We start from the raw sequence: 18,625 nt of genomic DNA, 5'->3' as shown, positions 1-18,625 counted from the left end.
CACCAATTCCCCATGCGGCTGACCGTGCAGGGGCACTTCCGGACCTTCCCAGGGCCTCGCCGTGCCTTTTCGCGCCGAGATGGAGTAAACACATGGCTCGTCCAGCAGGACCCGCGTCATTCGTACGGCACAGATTCGGTGCGCGCGGTGGGCTCCTCCGTCGCCTGCCCGTCCTGGCCGCCGGCGCTCTCGTGGTGTCCCTCGCGGCACCGGCCGCCGCGTCGACCGCGGACTCCGCCCCGGCGCGGTCGAGTGCGGCCCGTCAGCAGGCGCTGCCGGCCGCCGAACCCTATATGGGCTGGAGCAGTTGGAGCCTGGAGGCGACCAGCTATCCCGGCTACGGCGGGGTGAGCTGGCTGACCGAGGCGCACGTCAAGCAGCAGGCCGACGTGGTCGCCTCGAAGCTCAAGTCCCACGGCTACGAGTACATCAACGTGGACGCGGGCTGGGCGAGCGGCTTCGACCAGTACGCTCGGCCGGCCGCGAACCCCACCACGTTCCCGCACGGCATGAAGTCGCTGGGCGACTATCTCCACCACAAGGGCCTCAAGTTCGGGCTGTATCTGGCGGTCGGCCTCGACCCCGTCGCGTACGGCGACGGGAAGACCGCGATCCACAACGCGCCCGGCTGCACCACCTCCGACATCGTCTATCCCGACCTGCGCAAGACCAACGGGTGGAACTCCGCGTACAAGATGGACTTCACCAACCCCTGCGCGCAGAAGTACATCGATTCCCTCGCCGACCAACTGGCGGGCTGGGGCGTGGACTTCCTCAAGGTCGACGGTGTCGGTCCGGGCTCGTGGCAGGGCGACGCGGACCACGACAACACCCCGGACGTGAAGGCCTGGCACACCGCGCTCCAACGGACCGGCCGTCCCGTCCAGTTGACCCTGTCCTGGTCACTGAGCCACACCCAGGCCGAGACCTGGAAGGCCAACTCCAACGGCTGGCGGGTGGACACGGACGTCGAGTGCTACTGCGACACGCTCGTGACGTGGAACAACTCGCTGAAGGTGCGCTGGAACGACGTCGTGCAGTGGATCGCCGACGCGGGACCCGGGCACTGGAACAACCTCGACTCCCTGAACGTCGGTGTCGGCGCCATGGACGGCCTCACCGAGGCCGAGCGGCAGAGCTACGCCACGCTGTGGGCCATCGAGTCGGCACCGCTGTACTCGGGCGACGACCTCACCAAACTCGACGCGTACGGGCTGAAGTTGATCACCAACGACGAGGTCATCGCCGTGGACCAGGCGGGTCATCCGGCGCGGCCGGTCAGCCAGACCACGAACCAGCAGACCTGGTACGCCCGTAATCCCGACGGCAGTTACACCGTCGCGTTGTTCAACCTGGGCTCCGAAGCCGCCGACGTCACCGCGGACTTCGCCGACCTGGGCATCAGCGGCTCGGCCGCGGTCCGTGACCTGTGGCAGCACAAGAACCTCGGCCGGGTCTCCGGACACCTCACGGCGAACCTGCCCCCGCACGGCTCACGGCTCTTCACCTTCACCCCGACCCGGCAGGGCGCCGACCCCGGTAGCCCGCTGGGCGTCCACGGCACCGCCGCCACGTCCACGAGCGTGTCGCTTGCCTGGGACAAGGTGAACACCGGCGCCTCGCCCGTCACCCGCTACACCGTCTACGCGGACGGCCGCCCGGTGACCACCAGCACCGGCACCACGGCGACGGTCAGCGGACTGAGCGCGGCCGGTGCCCACACCTTCACCGTCGTGGCCCGTGACGCCAAGGACCGAACGTCGGTTCCCAGCAAGGCCGTTGAGGTCACCACGCCCGCGTCCGGCGGTCCCACCGCCTACGAGGCCGAGTCGCCCGGCAACATCCTCACCGGCAACGCCGTCGTCGCCGGCTGCGACGGCTGCTCCGGCGGAAAGAAGATCGGCAACCTCGGCGGCGGGGTCGTGTCCTTCACCCACGTCAGCGCGCCGAAGGACGGCACGTATCTGCTGAAACTGGACTACGTGGACGCCGACTCAAGTCGCGTCATCGACCTGACCGTTGGGGCCGCCACCCTCCACATCCCGGTGCCCGGCACCAACGACAACGCCTGGGGCACCCCGCAGTCGCTCACCGTCCCGGTGCCGCTGAAGGCCGGGGCCAACACGATCAGCTTCGGCAACGCGACCGACTACGCGCCGGACATCGACAAGATCACCGTCTGATCCACCCACCCACACCCATCCACCAGTTCACACCGATCCACCAGCTCGTACCGTACGAAGGAGGATGCTGTGGTGGTCACATCACAGGGCAACCACGCGACAACGGTGAAACCGTGGCCCGGTGAGCCGGGCACGGTGGCCACCACAGCCAACTCGCCGGTCAAGAAGAAGAGTTCACCGAGAAAGGGTCGGCGCCGCACCGCCACGCGCTCGGCCGCGGCCCGCCGCCGGGACCTGCCGGTCGCCCTGCTGCTCATCCTGCCCGCGGTGGTCGGCTTCGCGATCTTCTACGCCTATCCGACCCTGCGCGGCATCTACCTCAGCTTCACCGAGTTCCATGTCCTGAGCCCGCCGAAATGGGTCGGACTGGCCAACTTCCGGGAGCTGTTCGGGGACGACGTCTTCTGGCACTCACTGCTCGTCACCGGCTACTTCGTCCTGCTGTCCGTCGTCTTCGGCACCCTGATCTCACTGGTGACAGCAGTCGTGCTCGACCGGGTGACCCGGTCGTCGGCGCTGCGCGGAGTGATCCTGCTGCCGTTCCTGATCTCCAACGTCATCGCCGCCCTGGTGTGGCAGTGGATGCTCGACCCGACCCTCGGCATCGTCAACATCGCCCTCAAGCACCTGACCGGCCACTCCATCCTGTTCTTCGGCAGCGGGGGATGGGCGATCCCCTCACTCGCCGCGATCAGCGTCTGGAAGTGGATGGGCTACTACTCCCTGCTGATCTTCGCCGGCCTGCAGACCATCCCGCCGACCATCTACGAGGCGGGCAGGGTCGACGGCGCGAGCGAGATACAGATGTTCCGCCGGCTGACCGTGCCGCTGCTGCGGCCGATCCTCGCCATGGTGGTCGTCCTGACGGTGATCAACTCCTTCCAGGTGTTCGACATCGTCCAGGTCACCACCGAGGGCGGCCCGGCCAACGCCTCGAACGTGCTGCAGATGTACATCTACCGCAAGGCCTTCCGCCAGTTCGACTTCGGCTACGCCGCCACCATGTCGCTGGCCCTGTTCGCCCTGCTCATCGCGGTCACCTTCACCCAACTGCGGCTTGCTCGCGCAGGCGAATCCGACCTGAGCTGAAGGAGGCCGCCCCATGGCTGTCACCGTCGCACCCGGCCCGGCGGCGCTCCCGCGCCGCCCGCCCCGGAAGGACACCCGCAGGTTCTCGCCCGGCAGGGCCGTGGCCTGGACCTACCTCGGCGGCATCGTCCTCGTCACCCTCTTCCCCTTCTACTGGATCCTGCGCACCGCGCTGTCGAACAACTACCAGCTCGCCACGAACCCGTCCTCGCCGCTGCCGGTGGGCTTCACCTGGGGCGCCTTCGAACGCGTCCTCGGCATCGCCTCCACCGCCGAGGCACAGGCCCAGGGCGGCTCGGGCGCCACCCTGGACATCGCGATCTACCTGCGCAACTCGCTGATCTACGCGTCCGTGCAGACGGCGCTGATCGTGCTGCTCTCGGCAGCCGCCGCCTACGCGTTCTCGCGGCTGCACTGGCGTGGCCGCGACCTGGTGTTCAACGTCCTGATCAGCGCCCTGATGGTGCCCACTGTGTTCACCCTGTTGCCCAACTTCGTCCTCGTGAAGGACCTGGGGCTCACCGACACCTTTGCCGGACTCATCCTCCCCGGCGGGCTGTTCCAGGCCTTCGCGCTGTTCTTCCTGCGGCAGTTCATGCTCGGCCTGAGCACCGAGGTCGAGGAGGCCGCCATCATCGACGGCGCCGGCCCCCTGCGGATCTTCTTCCGGGTCATCCTGCCGATGTCGTCCGCGCCGATCGCCACCGTCTCGCTGCTGATGTTCGTCAACGCCTGGAACGACTACTTCTGGCCGCTGCTCATCGCCAACGACCAGAGCGTCCAGCCCCTCACCCTCGCCCTGGGTGTCTTCAAGCAGTCCTCACCCCAAGCCGCCCCCGACTGGGCCGGGTTGATGGCCGCCGCCCTCATCGCGGCGCTGCCGATGCTGCTGCTCTTCATCGCCTTCGGCAGACGCATCGTCAACTCCATCGGCTTCTCCGGCCTCAAGTGATCAGTGAAAGAAGGAACCATGAGAGTTCGCAAGGCCGTGGCACTGGGAGCCGCGCTCACTCTGACCGCCCTCGTCTCCGCCTGCTCCTCCAACTCGGGCAGCGGTACCGGCTCCTCCACCCTCAACTGGTGGACCTGGGACGACAAGCAGGCCGCCGCCTACAAGGTCTGCGCCACGGATTTCGAGAAGGCCAACCCCGGCGTCAAGGTGAAGATCACCCAGTACAACGTGGTGGACTACTTCACCAAGCTCACCGCCGGCTTCGTGGCCGGCAAGGCTCCCGACGCCTTCCAGAACAGCGTCCAGTTCTTCCCGCAGTACGCCGACCAGCACCAACTGCTCCCGCTGGACGACTACATCAAGAAGGACAAGTTCGACCTGTCACGCTTCTCCGTCGGAGTCGACTCGTGGAAGTACACCGACGGCCACCAGTACGGCCTGCCCCTGGACTGGGCCGCCACCGGGCTCTACTACAACACCGACATGCTCACCAAGGCCGGCTACTCCACCGACGACGTCCAGAAGCTGAACTGGAACCCCGACAACGGCGGCACGATCGGGAAGATGATCGCCCATCTCACCCTCGACACCAAGGGCCGCCGCGGTGACGAGCCGGGCTTCGACAAGGCGCACATCAAGACCTACGGCTTCGGCCAGCTGGCCGCCAAGGACTTCCTGGGCCAGTCCACCTGGAGCTCCTTCGTCTCCACGACGGGCTGGCGGCTCGGCAACAAGGCCAACTGGCCGACCGAGTTGAACTACAACGACCCGCGCCTGGTGAAGACGATGGACTGGATCCGCACCCTGGTCGCGAAGGGCTACGCACCCAAGATCGGCACGTTCACCAACACCGTGTCCGACGTCGACCTGCTCTCCTCGGGCAAGGTCGCGATGGAGACCGGCGGATCGTGGACGGCGTCCACCTTCGCCAAGATCCCGAACATCAAGGTCGGCATCGGCCCCACGGTCCTCGGCCCCGACGGCAAGACCCGCGCCGTCTTCAGCAACTCCAACGGCAACACCATCTGGGCCGGCACGAAGGACCCCGACCTGGCCTGGAAGTGGGTCTCCTACATGGGCTCCGAGGCCTGCCAGACCAAGGCGTCGGCGACCGGCACGTTCTTCCCGTCCATCCCCGCCTCGATGGACGCCTCCGCCAAGGCACTGAAGGCGCACGGCGTCGACCTCACGGTCTTCACCGACATGCTCAAGAACAAGGAGCTCTACCCCTCGCCGGACTTCCGCAACGGCGCGGCCCTCCAGGACGCGATCGAGCCCCTGATCGAGGCCTACTTCGGCGGCCAGAAGAGCGACAGCGTCTTCGCCGACATGCAGGCCAAGACGAAGAGCATCCTCACCCAGAAGTGACCGCCGCCCCCCAACTACGCGCACTGAGGCGGGACGAGGCTTGTACGGCGGGGATCCCCACGCAAGTCCCCGCCGCCGTCGAGGAGTTCCTCCCCTGCGAAGGCCCCGGATCACGGCATCCCGCGCCCTTCCCGAAAAGAGACCGCATGCCCACACCCCCCTCGCGCATCGTCAGCCTGCGGGCGGCCGGCACCTGCTTCACCGTGGAACTCACCGAACCCGTGCCCCGGGTCCTGCACTGGGGAGCCGACCTGGGCGACCTCACCTCCGAGGACCTGACGGCCCTGAGCCTGACCGCCGAACCCGCGATCCTCAACAACGCCCCCGACATCCCGCGCCGCTTCACCGTCTGGCCCACCGAGGCGGACGGCTGGTCCGGCACCCCGGCCCACCACGGCCACCGGGCCGGCACCGCCACCGCACCCCGGCCGGCCCTGACCGGGGCCACCCACCGCACGGACCCCGACGGCGGCGGCGAACTCCAAGTCCGGCTGACCGACACGGCGTTGGGACTGGACATCACCCTCACCTACACCCTGGACACCCACGGAATACTCACCGCCGACGCCGTCCTCTCCCGCCCGGAGGGCACCGATACGACGCCCTACGACCTCTCCGGCGCCCTCACCCTGCTCCCTCTCCCTCGCCGGGCCACCGAGATCCTGGACTTCACCGGAAAGTGGAGCCGCGAACGCTCCCCGCAGCGCCGCCCACTGCACCACGGCGCCCATGTCCGCGACGTGCGACGCGGCAAACCCGGGGTGGACTCGCCGTACCTCCTGTCCGTGGGCGTACCGGGCTTCGGATTCCGTACCGGCGAAGTGTGGGCCGTACACGTGGCATGGAGCGGCGACCAGCGCTACCTCGTCGAGCAACTCCCGGAGGGAGCAGGCGTACACGCCTCGGCCCTCGGCGGCGGCGAACTCCTCCGGGCGGGCGAGATCCGCCTGGCCCCCGGGGACACATACCGCACTCCGCGCTGCCACTTCGCATGGTCGGCGGACGGCCTCGGCGGCATCGCCGACCGTTTCCACCGCCACCTGCGCGCACGACCCCAACACCCGCGCGGCGCCCGCCCTTTGATGCTCAACAGCTGGGAGGGCGTCTACTTCGACCACGACCTCGGCCGGCTGCGCGACCTGGCGGAGCGGGCCGCCGCGGTGGGGGTCGAGCGGTTCGTGCTCGACGACGGCTGGTTCAGCGGGCGCCGCGCCGACACGGCCGGTCTCGGCGACTGGCTCGCCGATCCGACCGTCTGGCCCGACGGGCTCAGCCCGCTCGCCGACCATGTCCGGTCGCTGGGCATGGACTTCGGACTCTGGGTCGAGCCGGAGATGGTGAACCTCGACTCCCAGCTGGCCCGCGCCCACCCGGACTGGATCCTCGGTCCCGCCGCCGGCCTCGGCCCGACCGCCCGCCATCAGCACGTCCTGGACCTCGCCCGCCCCGAGGTCTTCGACTACCTGCTGAAGTCACTCGACGCACTCGTCAGCAGCTACGACATCGCCTACCTGAAGTGGGACCACAACCGGGAACTCCACGAAGCCGTGCACGCTCCGGACGACCGGCCCGCCGGTCACGCCCAAGTCGCGGCGCTCTACCGGCTGTTGGACGGGGTCAAACAGCGGCGCCCAGGTCTGGAGATCGAGAGCTGCGCCAGCGGCGGCGGACGGATCGACCTGGGTGTGCTCGCCCGCACCGACCGTGTGTGGCCCTCGGACTGCAACGACCCCGTGGAACGCCAGGCCATCCAGAGCTGGACCGTCCAACTGCTCCCGCCCGAGCTCGTCGGCACCCACGTCGGCGCCGCCCGCAGCCACACCACCGGGCGCGTCACCTCCGACACGTTCCGCATGATCACCGCCCTGTTCGGCCACGCGGGCATAGAGCAGGACCTCGCGCGGTGCTCCGAGGAGGAGTTGGCCGGGCTGACCGCCTGGAGCGCCCTCTACCGCGAACTGCGCCCACTGCTGCACACGGGCCGTACGGTCCGCGCCGACCTGGAGGGCGAGGCCCGCGTACTGCACGGGGTCGTGGCCCAGGACGGATCGAGGGCCCTGTACTCCTGGGCGCGAGTGGCGACTTCACCCGAAGGACAGTCCGGCCGTACGCCCCTGCCGGGCCTGAGCCCCGACGCCCACTACCGACTCCGGGTGCGCACCGAACTCGGGCCGCCCTCCTGCCATCAGGTCGCGGCGCCCCCGTGGCTGACGGCCGCGCAGGAAAACTGGCTCGCCCTGCCGGGCTCGGTGTTGGCCGTCGCGGGGCTGCCCATGCCCACCCTCAACCCTGAGCAGGCATTGCTCATCGAGGTCCGCCGCCAGGGCTGAAGTCGCCGTGTGTCAGCGCGAGTCGGTGCTCCCGGAGACCGTGACCTTGACGGGAAGGCGCCGCACCCCGTGCATCAGCAGGCCCGGAGACCACTCCAACTCGGCCGCGTCCACGGCCAGTTCCAGACTCTCGACGCGCTCCAGCAGCGCGGTGACCGCGACCGCGGCCTCCATCCTCGCCAGGGGTGCCCCCAGACAGTGGTGGACACCGTGCCCGAAGGCGACATGACCGGCCGAGCGGCCGAGGCGGAAGGAGTCCGGCTCCTCGAATCGGGCGGGATCCCGGTTGGCCGCGGCGAGGGACACCAGCAGCATGTCGCCCCGGCGCACCGGCACTTCACCGATCACCATGTCCTCGGTGGCGAAGCGCTCGGTCGCGGTGAGCACCGGGCCGTCCAGGCGGAGGAACTCCTCGACCGCCGTGGGCACGAGCGTGGGATCGGCGCGCAGCGCCTCGAACAGGTCCGGCTGTCGGGCGAGACCGAGGAGGACGGCACCGATGAGGTTGGCGGTCGTCTCGTACCCGGCGATCAGGAGGAGGAAGGCCATGCCGACCAACTCCGGGTCGGTGAGAGCGTCTTCGACGGTGTCGTTGGCCAGCGCGCTCAGCAGGTCCGGCCCGGGCTCGGCCCGCTTGCCCGCGATCAGCTCGGCCAGGTACCCGCTCATCCAGACGTAGGCCTCCTCCCGGTCCGATCCGGCGACCGGGGACACGATCTGCTCCGAGGCCCAGCGGAATCTGTCCCAGTCGTCCAGCGGCACGCCGAGCAGTTCACAGATCACGGCGATCGGGACACGGACGGCGAACCCGTCGACCAACTCCGGTGTCTCCGCGGCCAGTACGGCGTCGGCCAGCCCGGCCGAGATCTCGCGGGTGCGGGGCCGTAGCGCCTCGATCTGCTGGGGTGTGAAGGCGCGCGTCACCAGTTTGCGCAGCCGGGTGTGGTCGGGCGGGTCCACGGTCAGCATGTAGTCGATCCCGACCTCGTCCCGCACACCGCTCATCAGCCAGCCCGGCTCCAGGCCGGCGCGCTCGCTCCGCTTGGACACGCGCGGATCGGTGAGGACCTGGCGGGCCGCCTCGTATCCGGTGATCAGCAACTGCGGTGGGGCACCGGCCGGTTCGCAGCGGTGCGCGGCTGCGGACTCCGTCAACCGCCGCAGTACCGCATGCGGGTCCGCCTGGAACGCGGCACCCTCCAGCTCCGGCCGCAACGACCCGGTCTCGTCGCGCGGGTTGCTCGTGGTCATCTGGGTTCTCCCGGCTGGTTTCTCTGTTCTCGTCGGCGAGTGTCTCGTCGACCGAAGGACTGGAGGGCCGTGTCACGGCAAGGGGTGCCGGCGGCTGCCGTGTGGCTGCCGCCGGCACCCGACTGCCCTGCTGTTAAGCGTTGTTGAACCGTGCGGTGACCGCGGCCACGCGCTTGCCCTGGTACGCGGCGGCGGCCCGGGCGGTGTCGTCGACGGGGAGTGCTCCCTGGCCGTTGACGTGGCTGGTGCCGTAGGGGTTGCCGTCGGCGAACTTCACCGGGTCGGTGTAGCCCGGGGTGACGATGATTCCGCCGAAGTGGTGCACGGAGTTGTAGAGGGCGAGCAGCGTGGACTCCTGGCCGCCGTGCGCGGTGGCGGTGGCCGTGAAGCCGCTGTAGACCTTGTCGGCCAGCTTGCCCTGCGCCCACAGCCCGCCGAGCGTGTCGATGAACTGCTTCAACTGGCTGGCGATATTGCCGAACCGGGTGGGGCTGCCGAAGATCACGGCATCCGCCCACTCGATGTCGGCCGGGGTCGCCACCGGTATGTCCTTGGTGGCCGAAGCATGCGCCGACCAGGCGTCGTTGGCGGCGATGGCCTCCTCGGGGGCGAGCTCGGACACACGCAGGAGCCGTACCTCCGCACCCTCCTTGCGGGCGCCCTCGGCCACTGCTTCGGCCAGTTCGTGCACGGTGCCGGTCGACGAGTAGTAGATGACTGCGATCTTGGGAGACATGGAGATTTCCTCTCGCTGTGCTGCGTGCTCGACGGCGGTCGCCGCCGTGGTCTCGGCGGCGGGGGCCGCCGTGCCCGGTTCGGGATGGGCGATGGTGGTCAGGGTGAGCCGCAGCCAACGGGCGGCGAGCCCCTTCGACGCGGTCAGTCCGTGGCGGTAGCGGTCGACGGAGGTCGAGGCCGAGATCCGCAGTGAGCCGTTCTCGACGGAGAGGGAATCCACCGTCAGCTCGACCGGGGCCTGGTGGCCGCGGACGGTGAGGAGCCCCTTGACGACCCAGGCGCCCTCCTCGCCGCGGGCCACCCTGGTCGACTCGAACCTGATCTCGGGCCAGCGCTCCGCGTGCAGGAGGGCGGGGGAGCGCACATGGTCGTCACGCCGGGCCGTACCCGTGCGGAAACTGCGGGCTTCGACGACGGCCCGGGCGGTCGAGTGGGTGATCGGCTCCGCGATCGTGACACGCCCCGACTCCACCTGGAACGTGCCGCTCACCCTGCCCAGGCCGAACAGGTGCCGCGTGGTGAAGGTGACGGACGACCGCGCGGGGTCGATCTCATACGTCCCGGCTGGGGGCAAGGAGACGCTCATGCCCTGCTGGCCTCTCGCTCGGCGCCGCACAGGGCGGCCCGTGCGACGGTTGTGCTTGCTTGGGCAAGTATCTTCAACCCATGGGAAATGCTTTGTCAAGCAAGTAGTTCCTGTGGTTCAGTGTTCTCACGGGGAGCTAAGGCGGGAAGGTGAAGGACATGGAAACGCCGGAGCAACAGCACCCCACGAGCCCGGTCTCCGCCCCGCTGAACTGTGTCGAGGAACGCCTCTGGCGCTCGCTGCAGAGACTGCTGGTGACGCTGCCCCGGGCACTCGACGAGGACCTGCTGCGCTCCACGGGTCTGTCGCTCACCCAGTACACCGTGCTGATGCATCTGTCGGAGACGGACGGCGCCGGCCTGCGCATGAGCGACCTGGCCACCGCCACGGGCCTGTCCGCGAGCCGTATCACCCGCCTCGTGGAGACCCTCCGGGCCCAGGGGCTGGTGGTAAAGCGACCGCACTCGACGGACGCCCGGGGGAGCATGGCCGTACTCACCGAAGCGGGACGGCAACGGCTGCGCGGCGCCTACCCGGCGCATCTGGCCAGCGCGCGCCGACGCGTCATGGACCAGCTCGACCCGGCCCTGGTCGATCAACTGGCAGAAGAACTGCGGGCGGTGGCCGATCCGCTCCAGGACCGGTGCCGGGCGGGCCACGACTCCCGCGAACAGACGTCCGCGTACGGCGAAGCAGTCACATGACCCAAGCCGGACCCGCTCCCTCCGGCGAAACATGGTGTCCTTCCGGCTCCACCCGCCGTCGAGGAGGCACCCATGCTCCAGGGCTACACCTACCCGCTGTCACCGCGCGGAGAGGCAAACCTCGCCCCCGCCCCGCCGTGGCACTACGCCGGTGACATCGTCGGCGTCGAGTTCTGGGCCGACCCGGCCGCCGCCGAGGCGACACTCCCCGAGGGGCTGACGCCGGACCCGGATTCCGACGGGCGCGCGGTGGCGCTGTTCATCGACTGGCAGTTCTCCGCGCAGCACGACGAGTACCTCGACCCGGTGCGCAGCCAGTACCGCGAGTTCATGGTGCTGGTCGACGCGCACTACCGGGACGAGCCGGTCTCGTGGTGCCCGTACATCTACGTAGACAACGACCTGGCCATGGCGCGCGGTTGGGTGCAGGGCTTCCCGAAGAAACTGGGCGCGGTCCACCAGACGCGCGTCTTCGCGGCCCCCGGCAGCGCCTCGCCGACCCTCGCGCCCGGCGGCCGGTTCGGCGCGTCCGTGTCGGCGGCCGGGCACACCCTCGCGGAGGCCACGGTGACCCTCGGGCAGCCGGCGGACGACCCGGCGGCCCTCTTCGCCCGGCCTACGGTCAACCTGCGGCACTTCCCGAGCCTGGCCGCCGGGGAGTACGGCAAACCCGCCGTGCACGAGCTGGTCATGGCCGAGTTCGACGACCGGCGGCTCGCCGACGTGTGGACCGGCACCGGCGACATCGCCCTGTTCGCGGCCCGGGGCGAGGAACTGGCGGACCTGGCTCCCGTGCGCACCGGCGCCGGTTTCCGCGCCTCGATGTCGTACAGCGTGACGGACGTACGACGACTGGACGGGTAGCGGGCCGCCGTTGAGGTTCCTTGCTTGGGCACGCTAACCTGCGAGGATGACCGCCGAAGATCCCCTCACCGCGCAGGAAGAGCGCTTCTGGCGCGCGCTGATGCGTGTCATCGTCGCGCTGCCGCGCTCGCTGGACGACGATCTGCTGCGCGCCACGGGTCTGACGCTCACCGAGTACGTCGTCCTGATGAACCTGTCCGAGGCCGAGAACCAGGAACTCCGCATGGCGGACCTGGCCTCGGCCACCGCCCTCTCGGCGAGCCGCATCACCCGCGTCGTGGACGCACTGCAGAGCCGCGGCCAGGTCGTCAAACGGCGCTACGAAGGGGACGCCCGGGGGAACGTGGCGACGCTCACCCCGGACGGGATGAGGCGCCTTCAGGCCGCGTATCCGGTCCACCTCGCCAGTGCCCGCAAGCGGGTCATGGACCATCTGGACGGCCGGTCGCTGTCGGCCATGGTGCGGCAGTTCGAGACGGTGGTCGAGAAGTTCGACTGAGGGCCGCGGCTCACGCCTGCCGCGCCACGCCGGTGCGGTGGCGGCGCTCCTCGAACGAGGCGAAGACCGCCGAGACGCCGTAGACGAGGCTGAACAGGCCGAAGACCGTGGCGAGGGAGACCGCGCCGATGTCCGGGTGGACGAACAGCGAGAACGCGAACACGATCGCCACCGCGCCGGTCAGCAGGAACAAGGTGCGTTCCCCCGCCGTCTCGCCGCGCTGGAAGGCCAGGCCGATCTCCATGGCGCCGGTCGTCAGGGCCCACGCGGCGATCCAGATGGTGAGCGCGAGAGCCGTGATGCCGGGCCAGGCGAGGGCGACCACCCCGCCGGCCAGCGAGAGCAGGGCGAGCAGCAGCCAGCCGAGGACGGGCCCCACCCGGTCGCTGGCGAAGGCACGGGCGGCGTCCGTCGCCGCGATCATGAACGCGTAGACGGCGAAGAGGACGACAACCGCGCCGATGGTGATGCCGGGCCAGGCGACGGAGACCACACCGAGGACGACGGCCAGCAGACCGCGCGAGAGAAGCACGTTGGGTGAACTGAACATGGTCACCTTCCCCATACGAATGTCGCCCCGGTCTTCGCCCGGGGCCATGGTCCGCCACGAAGGCTAGGGTCGCGCTCTCCTGTCGCGATCTGTCATACGACTGCATCCGCTACTTCCATACCCCCTGTCGCCGTGACATGAAGGGGTGCAGCCAACTGACCGATGCGCCGCCCGAGTTACGGCGGGACCATCGGCACCCCCTGGCCTTCGGCCTGTCGACGAGGAGCCGACGTGAGCACCGTGATCGACACACCGCCTCCTCGGACCGTTCGACGGTCGGTCGATCTGTGGCGGCTGTCGCTGTCCCTGGCCGTACTGGTGGCCGCCGTCCTGCTGGCCGTCGCGACCCGCGACTTCGTCCGCGCCGCACAGCAGGGACTCCTCGACTCGGCGACCGCCCTCCCTCCTGCCCTGCGGGACGGCCTGGTGGGAACGGTGCAGGGCGTCGCCCTGCTCGCACCGGTCGCGGCCGTGGTGGTGTGGTGCGTACGGCGGCGGGTCGACCCGGTGCTACGGGTCCTGCCCGCGGCGCTGCTCGGCGCACTCGGCGCGTGGTCGCTCACGCACCTGGCGTTGGAGCGGGGGAGACCGGACACCTGGCCGGAGGTGCTGGCCGGCCGGGACGGACTGCTCCGCGCGACCTGGCCCCCGGCCGTGTACCTGGCGGCCTGCGCGGCGGCCGTCGTCGCGGCGGGCCCGTGGCTGGGGGCGCGTCCGCGGCGGGCACTGTGGACACTCACCTCCTCCTGCGCCGTGCTGAGCGTGGCCACCGCCGCGATCGTGCCGCTGGACGCCGTCGCCGCACTCGCCATGGGCGGCGCGGTCGGGTCGGCCGTACTGCTGCTGGCCGGTGCTCCCCCCGACCGCCCGACGGCGCAGGCGGTCGCCGACGCCCTTGCCGCGTCCGGGATTTCGGTCACCACGCTCCATGAGCTGCCCGCGAATGAGCAGCTGCCGGGGGAGGGGACCGCCTACCGGGCCGAGACCACTGCCGGGTCCCGGCTGGCGGTGCGGGTGCTCGCCGCCGAGGACCACAACCGCGATCTGTTCCACCGGCTCGCCCGGCGGACCCTGCTGCGACACCCCGCCGACACGACCACCCCGACACCGCTCGTCGCCGCCGAGCACGAACTGCTCATGCTGGTCTTCGCGGCCCGCACCGGCGCCCGGGCCGACGAACCGGTGATGGCCTGTCCGGTGGCCGGGGGCGGCGCGCTCGTGGCGACCACCGCACCGGACGACGCCCGTGCCCTGTCCGCCCTGCGGGACGAGGAGTTGACCGACCCGCTCCTCACCGGCGTGTGGACCTCCGTGGCCCGCCTCCAGGAACACCGCCTGGGACATGGGGAGTTGCGCCCGGAACACGTCCTTGTCGCACCGGACGGCGAGAGCCGGCTCACCGCGTTCGCACGCGGCCGGCTCAACGCCCCGCCCGAGGTACTCGGCAGCGACCTCGCGGAGTTGCTGGCCACGACCGCGATACGGGTCGGCGCGCAGCGCGCCACCGCCTGCGCACTGGCCGGCCTGGGACCGGAACTGCTTGCGACCGCGCTGCCGTACCTGCAACCCCTCGCGCTCATGGGACCCGCGCGGACCGCGGTCGCCCGCTACGACCAGGCCCGCGCGCGGGCCGCCAGGGAGAAGGCAGGACGGCGGACTCTGCGGGCCGGCGGCCGGCCCGGTCTGCTGCGTGATCTCACCGCCGAGGTCTCAACGGCCAGTGGTGCCAAGGAAGTTCAGCCCGCGAGGCTGGCGCGTTTCACCTGGAAGAGCGTCCTGGGCCTTGCGGGCGCGTTTCTCGTACTCCACCTCGTGCTGCCGCAGTTGGCCAACGCGCCAGCGGCACTCGACGCGCTGCGGGACGCCAACTGGTGGTGGGTGCTAGCGGTGTTGCCGATCACCTTCCTCTCGCAGGCGTTCTCGACCTTCCTGCAACAGGGCACCATCCCGGAGCGGCTGCCGTTCGGTCCCACCTACCAGGTGCAGTTCGCCAGTTCGTTCCTCAACCGGATCACCCCGAGCAACGTCGGCGGCATGGCGCTCAACCTGCGCTACCTCCAGAAGACGGGGATCGAGACCGGAGCCGCCACCGCCTCCGTGGGGCTGCAGAGCCTGGCCGGAGCGCTCTCCAACACCGTGGTCGCCGCCGTCTTCCTCACCTCGGCGGGACGCGGCCACGCCGGAGTGCGTCCGCACCTGTCCGCGGGCCGCCCGCTGCTGTGGGCCGTCGCCCTCCTGCTCGCCGCCGGCGGGCTGCTCGCCTTCACCCCGCCCGGCCGTCGCTTCCTCGGCGACAAGGTGTGGCCGTTCCTGCGCGCGGCCGGCTCGACCGTCGCGGGGATCGCGACCGAACCCGCCAAGATCGCCGTGGGTACCGTCGGCGCACTGGGCCTGCCGCTCATCCAGGTCGTCGGCCTCGCCATGAGCCTGCACGCACTGGGCGCCGACCTCCCCTTCCTCCAGGTCGGCGCCGCGTACATGGCGGCCCGGCTGATCGCCAACGCTGCCCCCGTGCCCGGCGGCCTTGGGGCGCTGGAGGCCGGACTCATCGCCGGACTGACGACCCTCGGCGTCCCGGCCGGGGCGGCCACCTCGGCCGTGCTCGTCTACCGCCTGCTCACGTTCTGGCTGAACGTCCCGCTGGGCGCCCTGGCCCTGAACGTGGTGCAACGGCGCGGCTACGTGTGACGGGCCCGGCCGTCGTACGGTGGACGGGCGGGCGGGTGCCGCCGCCGTACAGTTCCGGGCGCCGTCGGATGACCCAAGCCCCGCCGCCGGGAGACCACCTACGCTCCCGCTGGTGAAGACATGAGGTGTCCTGGACGGCTGGAGGGCACATGAACGAATCCGAACTCCTCGGCCGTGACCCGCAGTTGAGGACTCTGCACGAACTCCTGGGCAGGTTGCCCGACGCCGGCGGCGCCATGGTGCTGCAGGGCGGTCCGGGGGTCGGCAAGTCCGCGCTGCTGCGGGCCGTGGCGGAACGGGCCAGGGCGGCGGGACGGCGGCTGCTGGAGGTGACCGGGGGCGCCGACGACACGCCCTTCAGCGGTCTGCGCGCGCTGCTGCGCCCGGTGCTCGGCACGGCGGAGTCCCTGCCGGCGGGGCAGGGTGAGATCCTCCGCGCGGCGTTCGCCGCCGGTTCCGGGCCGCCACCCGAGACCTCGCGGGTCGCCCTGGCCGCGTTCAACCTGATCACGGCGAGGGCCGCCGAGCAGCCCACGGTGCTGATCGCCGACAACGCGAGGGAACTCGACGGGCCCACCCGGGACGTACTGGCGTTCATGGCCCGCAGGGCGAGCGACAACCCGATCGTCGTCCTCGGGGCACTGCGCGGCGGACGGACCCTGCCGGGAGTCCCCGTACTGGAGGTGCCGGTACTGGACGAGCCCTCGGCCCGGCGGCTCCTGGCCCGGCACGCGGACGCACTGCCGCCGGCCGTCCGGGAGCGGATCCTCGGGGAAGCGCTCGGCAACCCGCTCGCGCTGGTCGAGCTCCCCGCGGCCTGGCGCCCGACGGGAGCACCCGGATCCTGGGCCCACCTGCCGGTGAACGCCACGCTGGCGACGGCATTCGCGGCCGGTCTCGGCGAGCTGCCGGACCGGACCCGGGACGCCCTGCTGGTCGCGGCCGTGGACCAGGTAGGGGACGTCTCGGAGATTCTGGCCGCCGCCTCCGTGCTGGCCGGGCGCACCGTCGCGGTGGACGCGCTGGACAGCGCGGTCGCCGCCTCGCTGCTCCGACTCGACCGGACGACCCTGCGCTTCCGCCATCCCGTGGTCCGGTTCGCGGTGCTGGCGGCGGAGACCCCGGCCCGCCGCCAGGCCGCCGACGCGGCCCTGGCGCAGGTGCTGACCGAGCACCCGGACCGGCGCACCTGGCACCGCGCCCAGTCCGTCAACGGCCCCGACGACGAGATCGCCGACCAACTGGCCGCCGCCCACGCCTCCTTGCTACGGCGGGACGGAGCCCTCGCGGCCGTATGGGCCCTGGAACGGTCGGCACAGCTCACCACGGACTCGGTCACCCGGGGACACCGGTTGCTGGGCGCGGCCGAGCACGCGCACGGGGCCGGACGCGTCCGACTGGCCCACTCCCTGATCGACACGGCGGAACGCCAGGAGCTGAACGGCGCGGACCGGGCGAAGGCGGGGTGGCTGCGGGAGATCTCGGACGCGGAGCCACAGCCCGGTCCGGCCCAGGGACAACCGCCCGACCTCACCGAGCTGTCGGCGGGCGATCCCGACCTGGCCCTCGACCTGTTGCTGAGCGCGGCGCTCCACGTCCACCGGACAGGCGACGACCCCGCCCTGCGGGCAGCCGTCGACCGGACCGCCGAGCGGCTGCCCGCCACGAACGACCCCCGCCATCTCGCGGCTCTGGCACTGACCGAACCCGTGCGCCACGGCCGGACGGTGGCCGACCGGCTCCCCTCGAAAGAGACGGCGTGGTGCCTCACCGACTCCGACGGATTCCGGCTCCACGGCACGGCCGCGCACGAGATCGGCGATCCGGTCCGCGCGGTCGACCTGCTCGGCCGGGCAGCACCAACTCTGCGCAGACAGGGCCGACTCGGCCTGCTCAGCGAAACCCTCCTCACCGAGGCCACCGACCGACTGCTGCTCGGGGACTGGCCCCGCGCGACCCAACTCACCGACGAGGCACGGCAGATCGTCGCCGAGACCCGACAGCCGGCCATGGTCGCCGCACTCGCCGGCACCGACGCGGTCGCCGCCGCACTGCGCGGACAGGCCGTACGGGCCGAGGAGTTGGCCGACATGGTGGCGGCCTGGCAGCGCGCCGACCTCGCCCCGACGCTCCGGCTGGCCCGTGGCCTGGCGCGGCTCGGCGAGGGGCGGTATGCGGAGGCGTACGAGGAGCTGAGCCCGCTTCTCGACCGGCCGCACGAGAGCCTGCGCCGGCAGGGGTTCGCCGCGGTGCTGCCGTTCGCCGTGGCGGCGGACCGCGCCGACAACGCGGCGGATGCCGTGCGGGTCCTCGCGTCGGCGGAGGAGGCGGCACGGGTGACGCCCGCCCCGCTGCTGCACATCCAACTGCCCTGCGCCCGCGCCGTGTTGGCCTCCGACTCGGCGGCCGAGGAACTGTACCTGGCCGCCCTGGAGCAGGACCTGTCCCGCTGGCCGCTGATCAAGGCCCGGACGGAACACGCGTACGGACAGTGGCTCCGGCGCCGTCGGCAGGCCGCCCGGTCCCGCACGATGCTGCTTTCCGCGCGGGCCGCCTTCGAACTCGTCGGAGCCTCCGACTGGACGGGCCAGGGCATGACACCGGGAGCCGGTGGCCCACTGCCGTCCGCCGCCGACCTGCTGTCGCCCCAGGAGAGACAGATCGTTCTGCTGGCTGCCGAAGGCCTCTCCAACCGGGAGATCGCGGAACGGCTGTATCTCTCGCACCGCACGGTCGCCGCGCATCTGTACCGGGCCTTCCCCAAGCTCGGCATCACCTCACGCGGGGAGCTGGCCCCGCTGTTGGCGACCCTGGAGTAGGCGG

The 18,625-nt window shown here is 70.9% G+C and carries 13 protein-coding genes and 1 pseudogene; 10 read left to right on the top strand and 4 right to left on the bottom strand.

Translation table 11 applies throughout. From position 1 onward, the window contains the following. Positions 1 to 92: 92 nt before the first annotated feature. The 5 genes from OH768_RS02050 (at position 93) to OH768_RS02030 (ending at position 7,922) form a co-directional block, all read left to right on the top strand. Positions 93 to 2,183: a fibronectin type III domain-containing protein gene (locus OH768_RS02050; protein WP_406449368.1), complete on the top strand. Its 2,091-nt coding sequence runs from the start codon at positions 93 to 95 to the stop codon at positions 2,181 to 2,183. A 69-nt stretch (positions 2,184 to 2,252) separates the two neighbouring features. Further along, on the top strand, positions 2,253 to 3,272 hold the full coding sequence (locus OH768_RS02045) for a carbohydrate ABC transporter permease (protein ID WP_406449366.1): 1,020 nt from the start codon (positions 2,253 to 2,255) through the stop codon (positions 3,270 to 3,272). A gap of 13 nt (positions 3,273 to 3,285) precedes the next feature. Further along, entirely contained in the window at positions 3,286 to 4,224 is a 939-nt protein-coding gene (locus tag OH768_RS02040; protein ID WP_406449364.1) for a carbohydrate ABC transporter permease, read from the top strand. A gap of 18 nt (positions 4,225 to 4,242) precedes the next feature. Next, positions 4,243 to 5,592 (top strand): ABC transporter substrate-binding protein, encoded by a 1,350-nt coding sequence (locus tag OH768_RS02035; protein ID WP_406449362.1) that lies wholly within the window; start codon positions 4,243 to 4,245, stop codon positions 5,590 to 5,592. 146 nt (positions 5,593 to 5,738) lie between these two features. Next, on the top strand, positions 5,739 to 7,922 hold the full coding sequence (locus OH768_RS02030; protein ID WP_406449360.1) for an alpha-galactosidase: 2,184 nt from the start codon (positions 5,739 to 5,741) through the stop codon (positions 7,920 to 7,922). Between the two features lie 12 nt (positions 7,923 to 7,934). Here the strand turns inward: OH768_RS02030 and OH768_RS02025 are convergent, their stop codons facing one another. The 3 genes and pseudogenes from OH768_RS02025 to OH768_RS02015 form a co-directional block, all read right to left on the bottom strand. Beyond that, positions 7,935 to 9,173, bottom strand: coding sequence for a cytochrome P450 (locus OH768_RS02025; protein ID WP_406449358.1), 1,239 nt, complete (start codon positions 9,171 to 9,173; stop codon positions 7,935 to 7,937). Between the two features lie 133 nt (positions 9,174 to 9,306). Next, positions 9,307 to 9,909, bottom strand: coding sequence for an NAD(P)H:quinone oxidoreductase (gene wrbA / locus OH768_RS02020; RefSeq protein WP_359604672.1), 603 nt, complete (start codon positions 9,907 to 9,909; stop codon positions 9,307 to 9,309). A gap of 144 nt (positions 9,910 to 10,053) precedes the next feature. Then, a pseudogene (locus OH768_RS02015) lies at positions 10,054 to 10,497 on the bottom strand (YceI family protein); the annotation flags it as partial. Positions 10,498 to 10,655: 158 nt separating this feature from the next. Between OH768_RS02015 and OH768_RS02010 the strand changes: the two are divergent. The 3 genes from OH768_RS02010 (at position 10,656) to OH768_RS02000 (ending at position 12,564) form a co-directional block, all read left to right on the top strand. Further along, on the top strand, positions 10,656 to 11,201 hold the full coding sequence (locus OH768_RS02010) for a MarR family winged helix-turn-helix transcriptional regulator (RefSeq protein ID WP_406449356.1): 546 nt from the start codon (positions 10,656 to 10,658) through the stop codon (positions 11,199 to 11,201). 72 nt (positions 11,202 to 11,273) lie between these two features. After that, positions 11,274 to 12,065: an acetoacetate decarboxylase family protein gene (locus OH768_RS02005; RefSeq protein WP_406449354.1), complete on the top strand. Its 792-nt coding sequence runs from the start codon at positions 11,274 to 11,276 to the stop codon at positions 12,063 to 12,065. A gap of 46 nt (positions 12,066 to 12,111) precedes the next feature. Continuing rightward, positions 12,112 to 12,564 carry a MarR family winged helix-turn-helix transcriptional regulator gene (locus OH768_RS02000; RefSeq protein WP_406449352.1) on the top strand — a complete coding sequence of 151 codons (453 nt, stop codon included), beginning with the start codon at positions 12,112 to 12,114 and terminating at the stop codon, positions 12,562 to 12,564. 10 nt (positions 12,565 to 12,574) lie between these two features. Here the strand turns inward: OH768_RS02000 and OH768_RS01995 are convergent, their stop codons facing one another. Continuing rightward, entirely contained in the window at positions 12,575 to 13,114 is a 540-nt protein-coding gene (locus tag OH768_RS01995) for an HdeD family acid-resistance protein (protein WP_406449350.1), read from the bottom strand. Positions 13,115 to 13,345: 231 nt separating this feature from the next. Between OH768_RS01995 and OH768_RS01990 the strand changes: the two genes are divergently transcribed. Together OH768_RS01990 and OH768_RS01985 are read left to right on the top strand one after the other, a co-directional pair. Beyond that, positions 13,346 to 15,802 (top strand): flippase-like domain-containing protein, encoded by a 2,457-nt coding sequence (locus OH768_RS01990; protein ID WP_406449348.1) that lies wholly within the window; start codon positions 13,346 to 13,348, stop codon positions 15,800 to 15,802. Between the two features lie 149 nt (positions 15,803 to 15,951). Further along, entirely contained in the window at positions 15,952 to 18,621 is a 2,670-nt protein-coding gene (locus tag OH768_RS01985) for an AAA family ATPase (protein WP_406449346.1), read from the top strand. Positions 18,622 to 18,625 lie beyond the last annotated feature (4 nt).

It is taken from the genome of Streptomyces sp. NBC_01622 (assembly GCF_045209635.1).
Classification (GTDB): domain Bacteria; phylum Actinomycetota; class Actinomycetes; order Streptomycetales; family Streptomycetaceae; genus Streptomyces.
The sequence above is the reverse complement of the archived record's forward strand: the minus strand, read 5'-3'. Positions and strand labels throughout refer to the sequence as shown.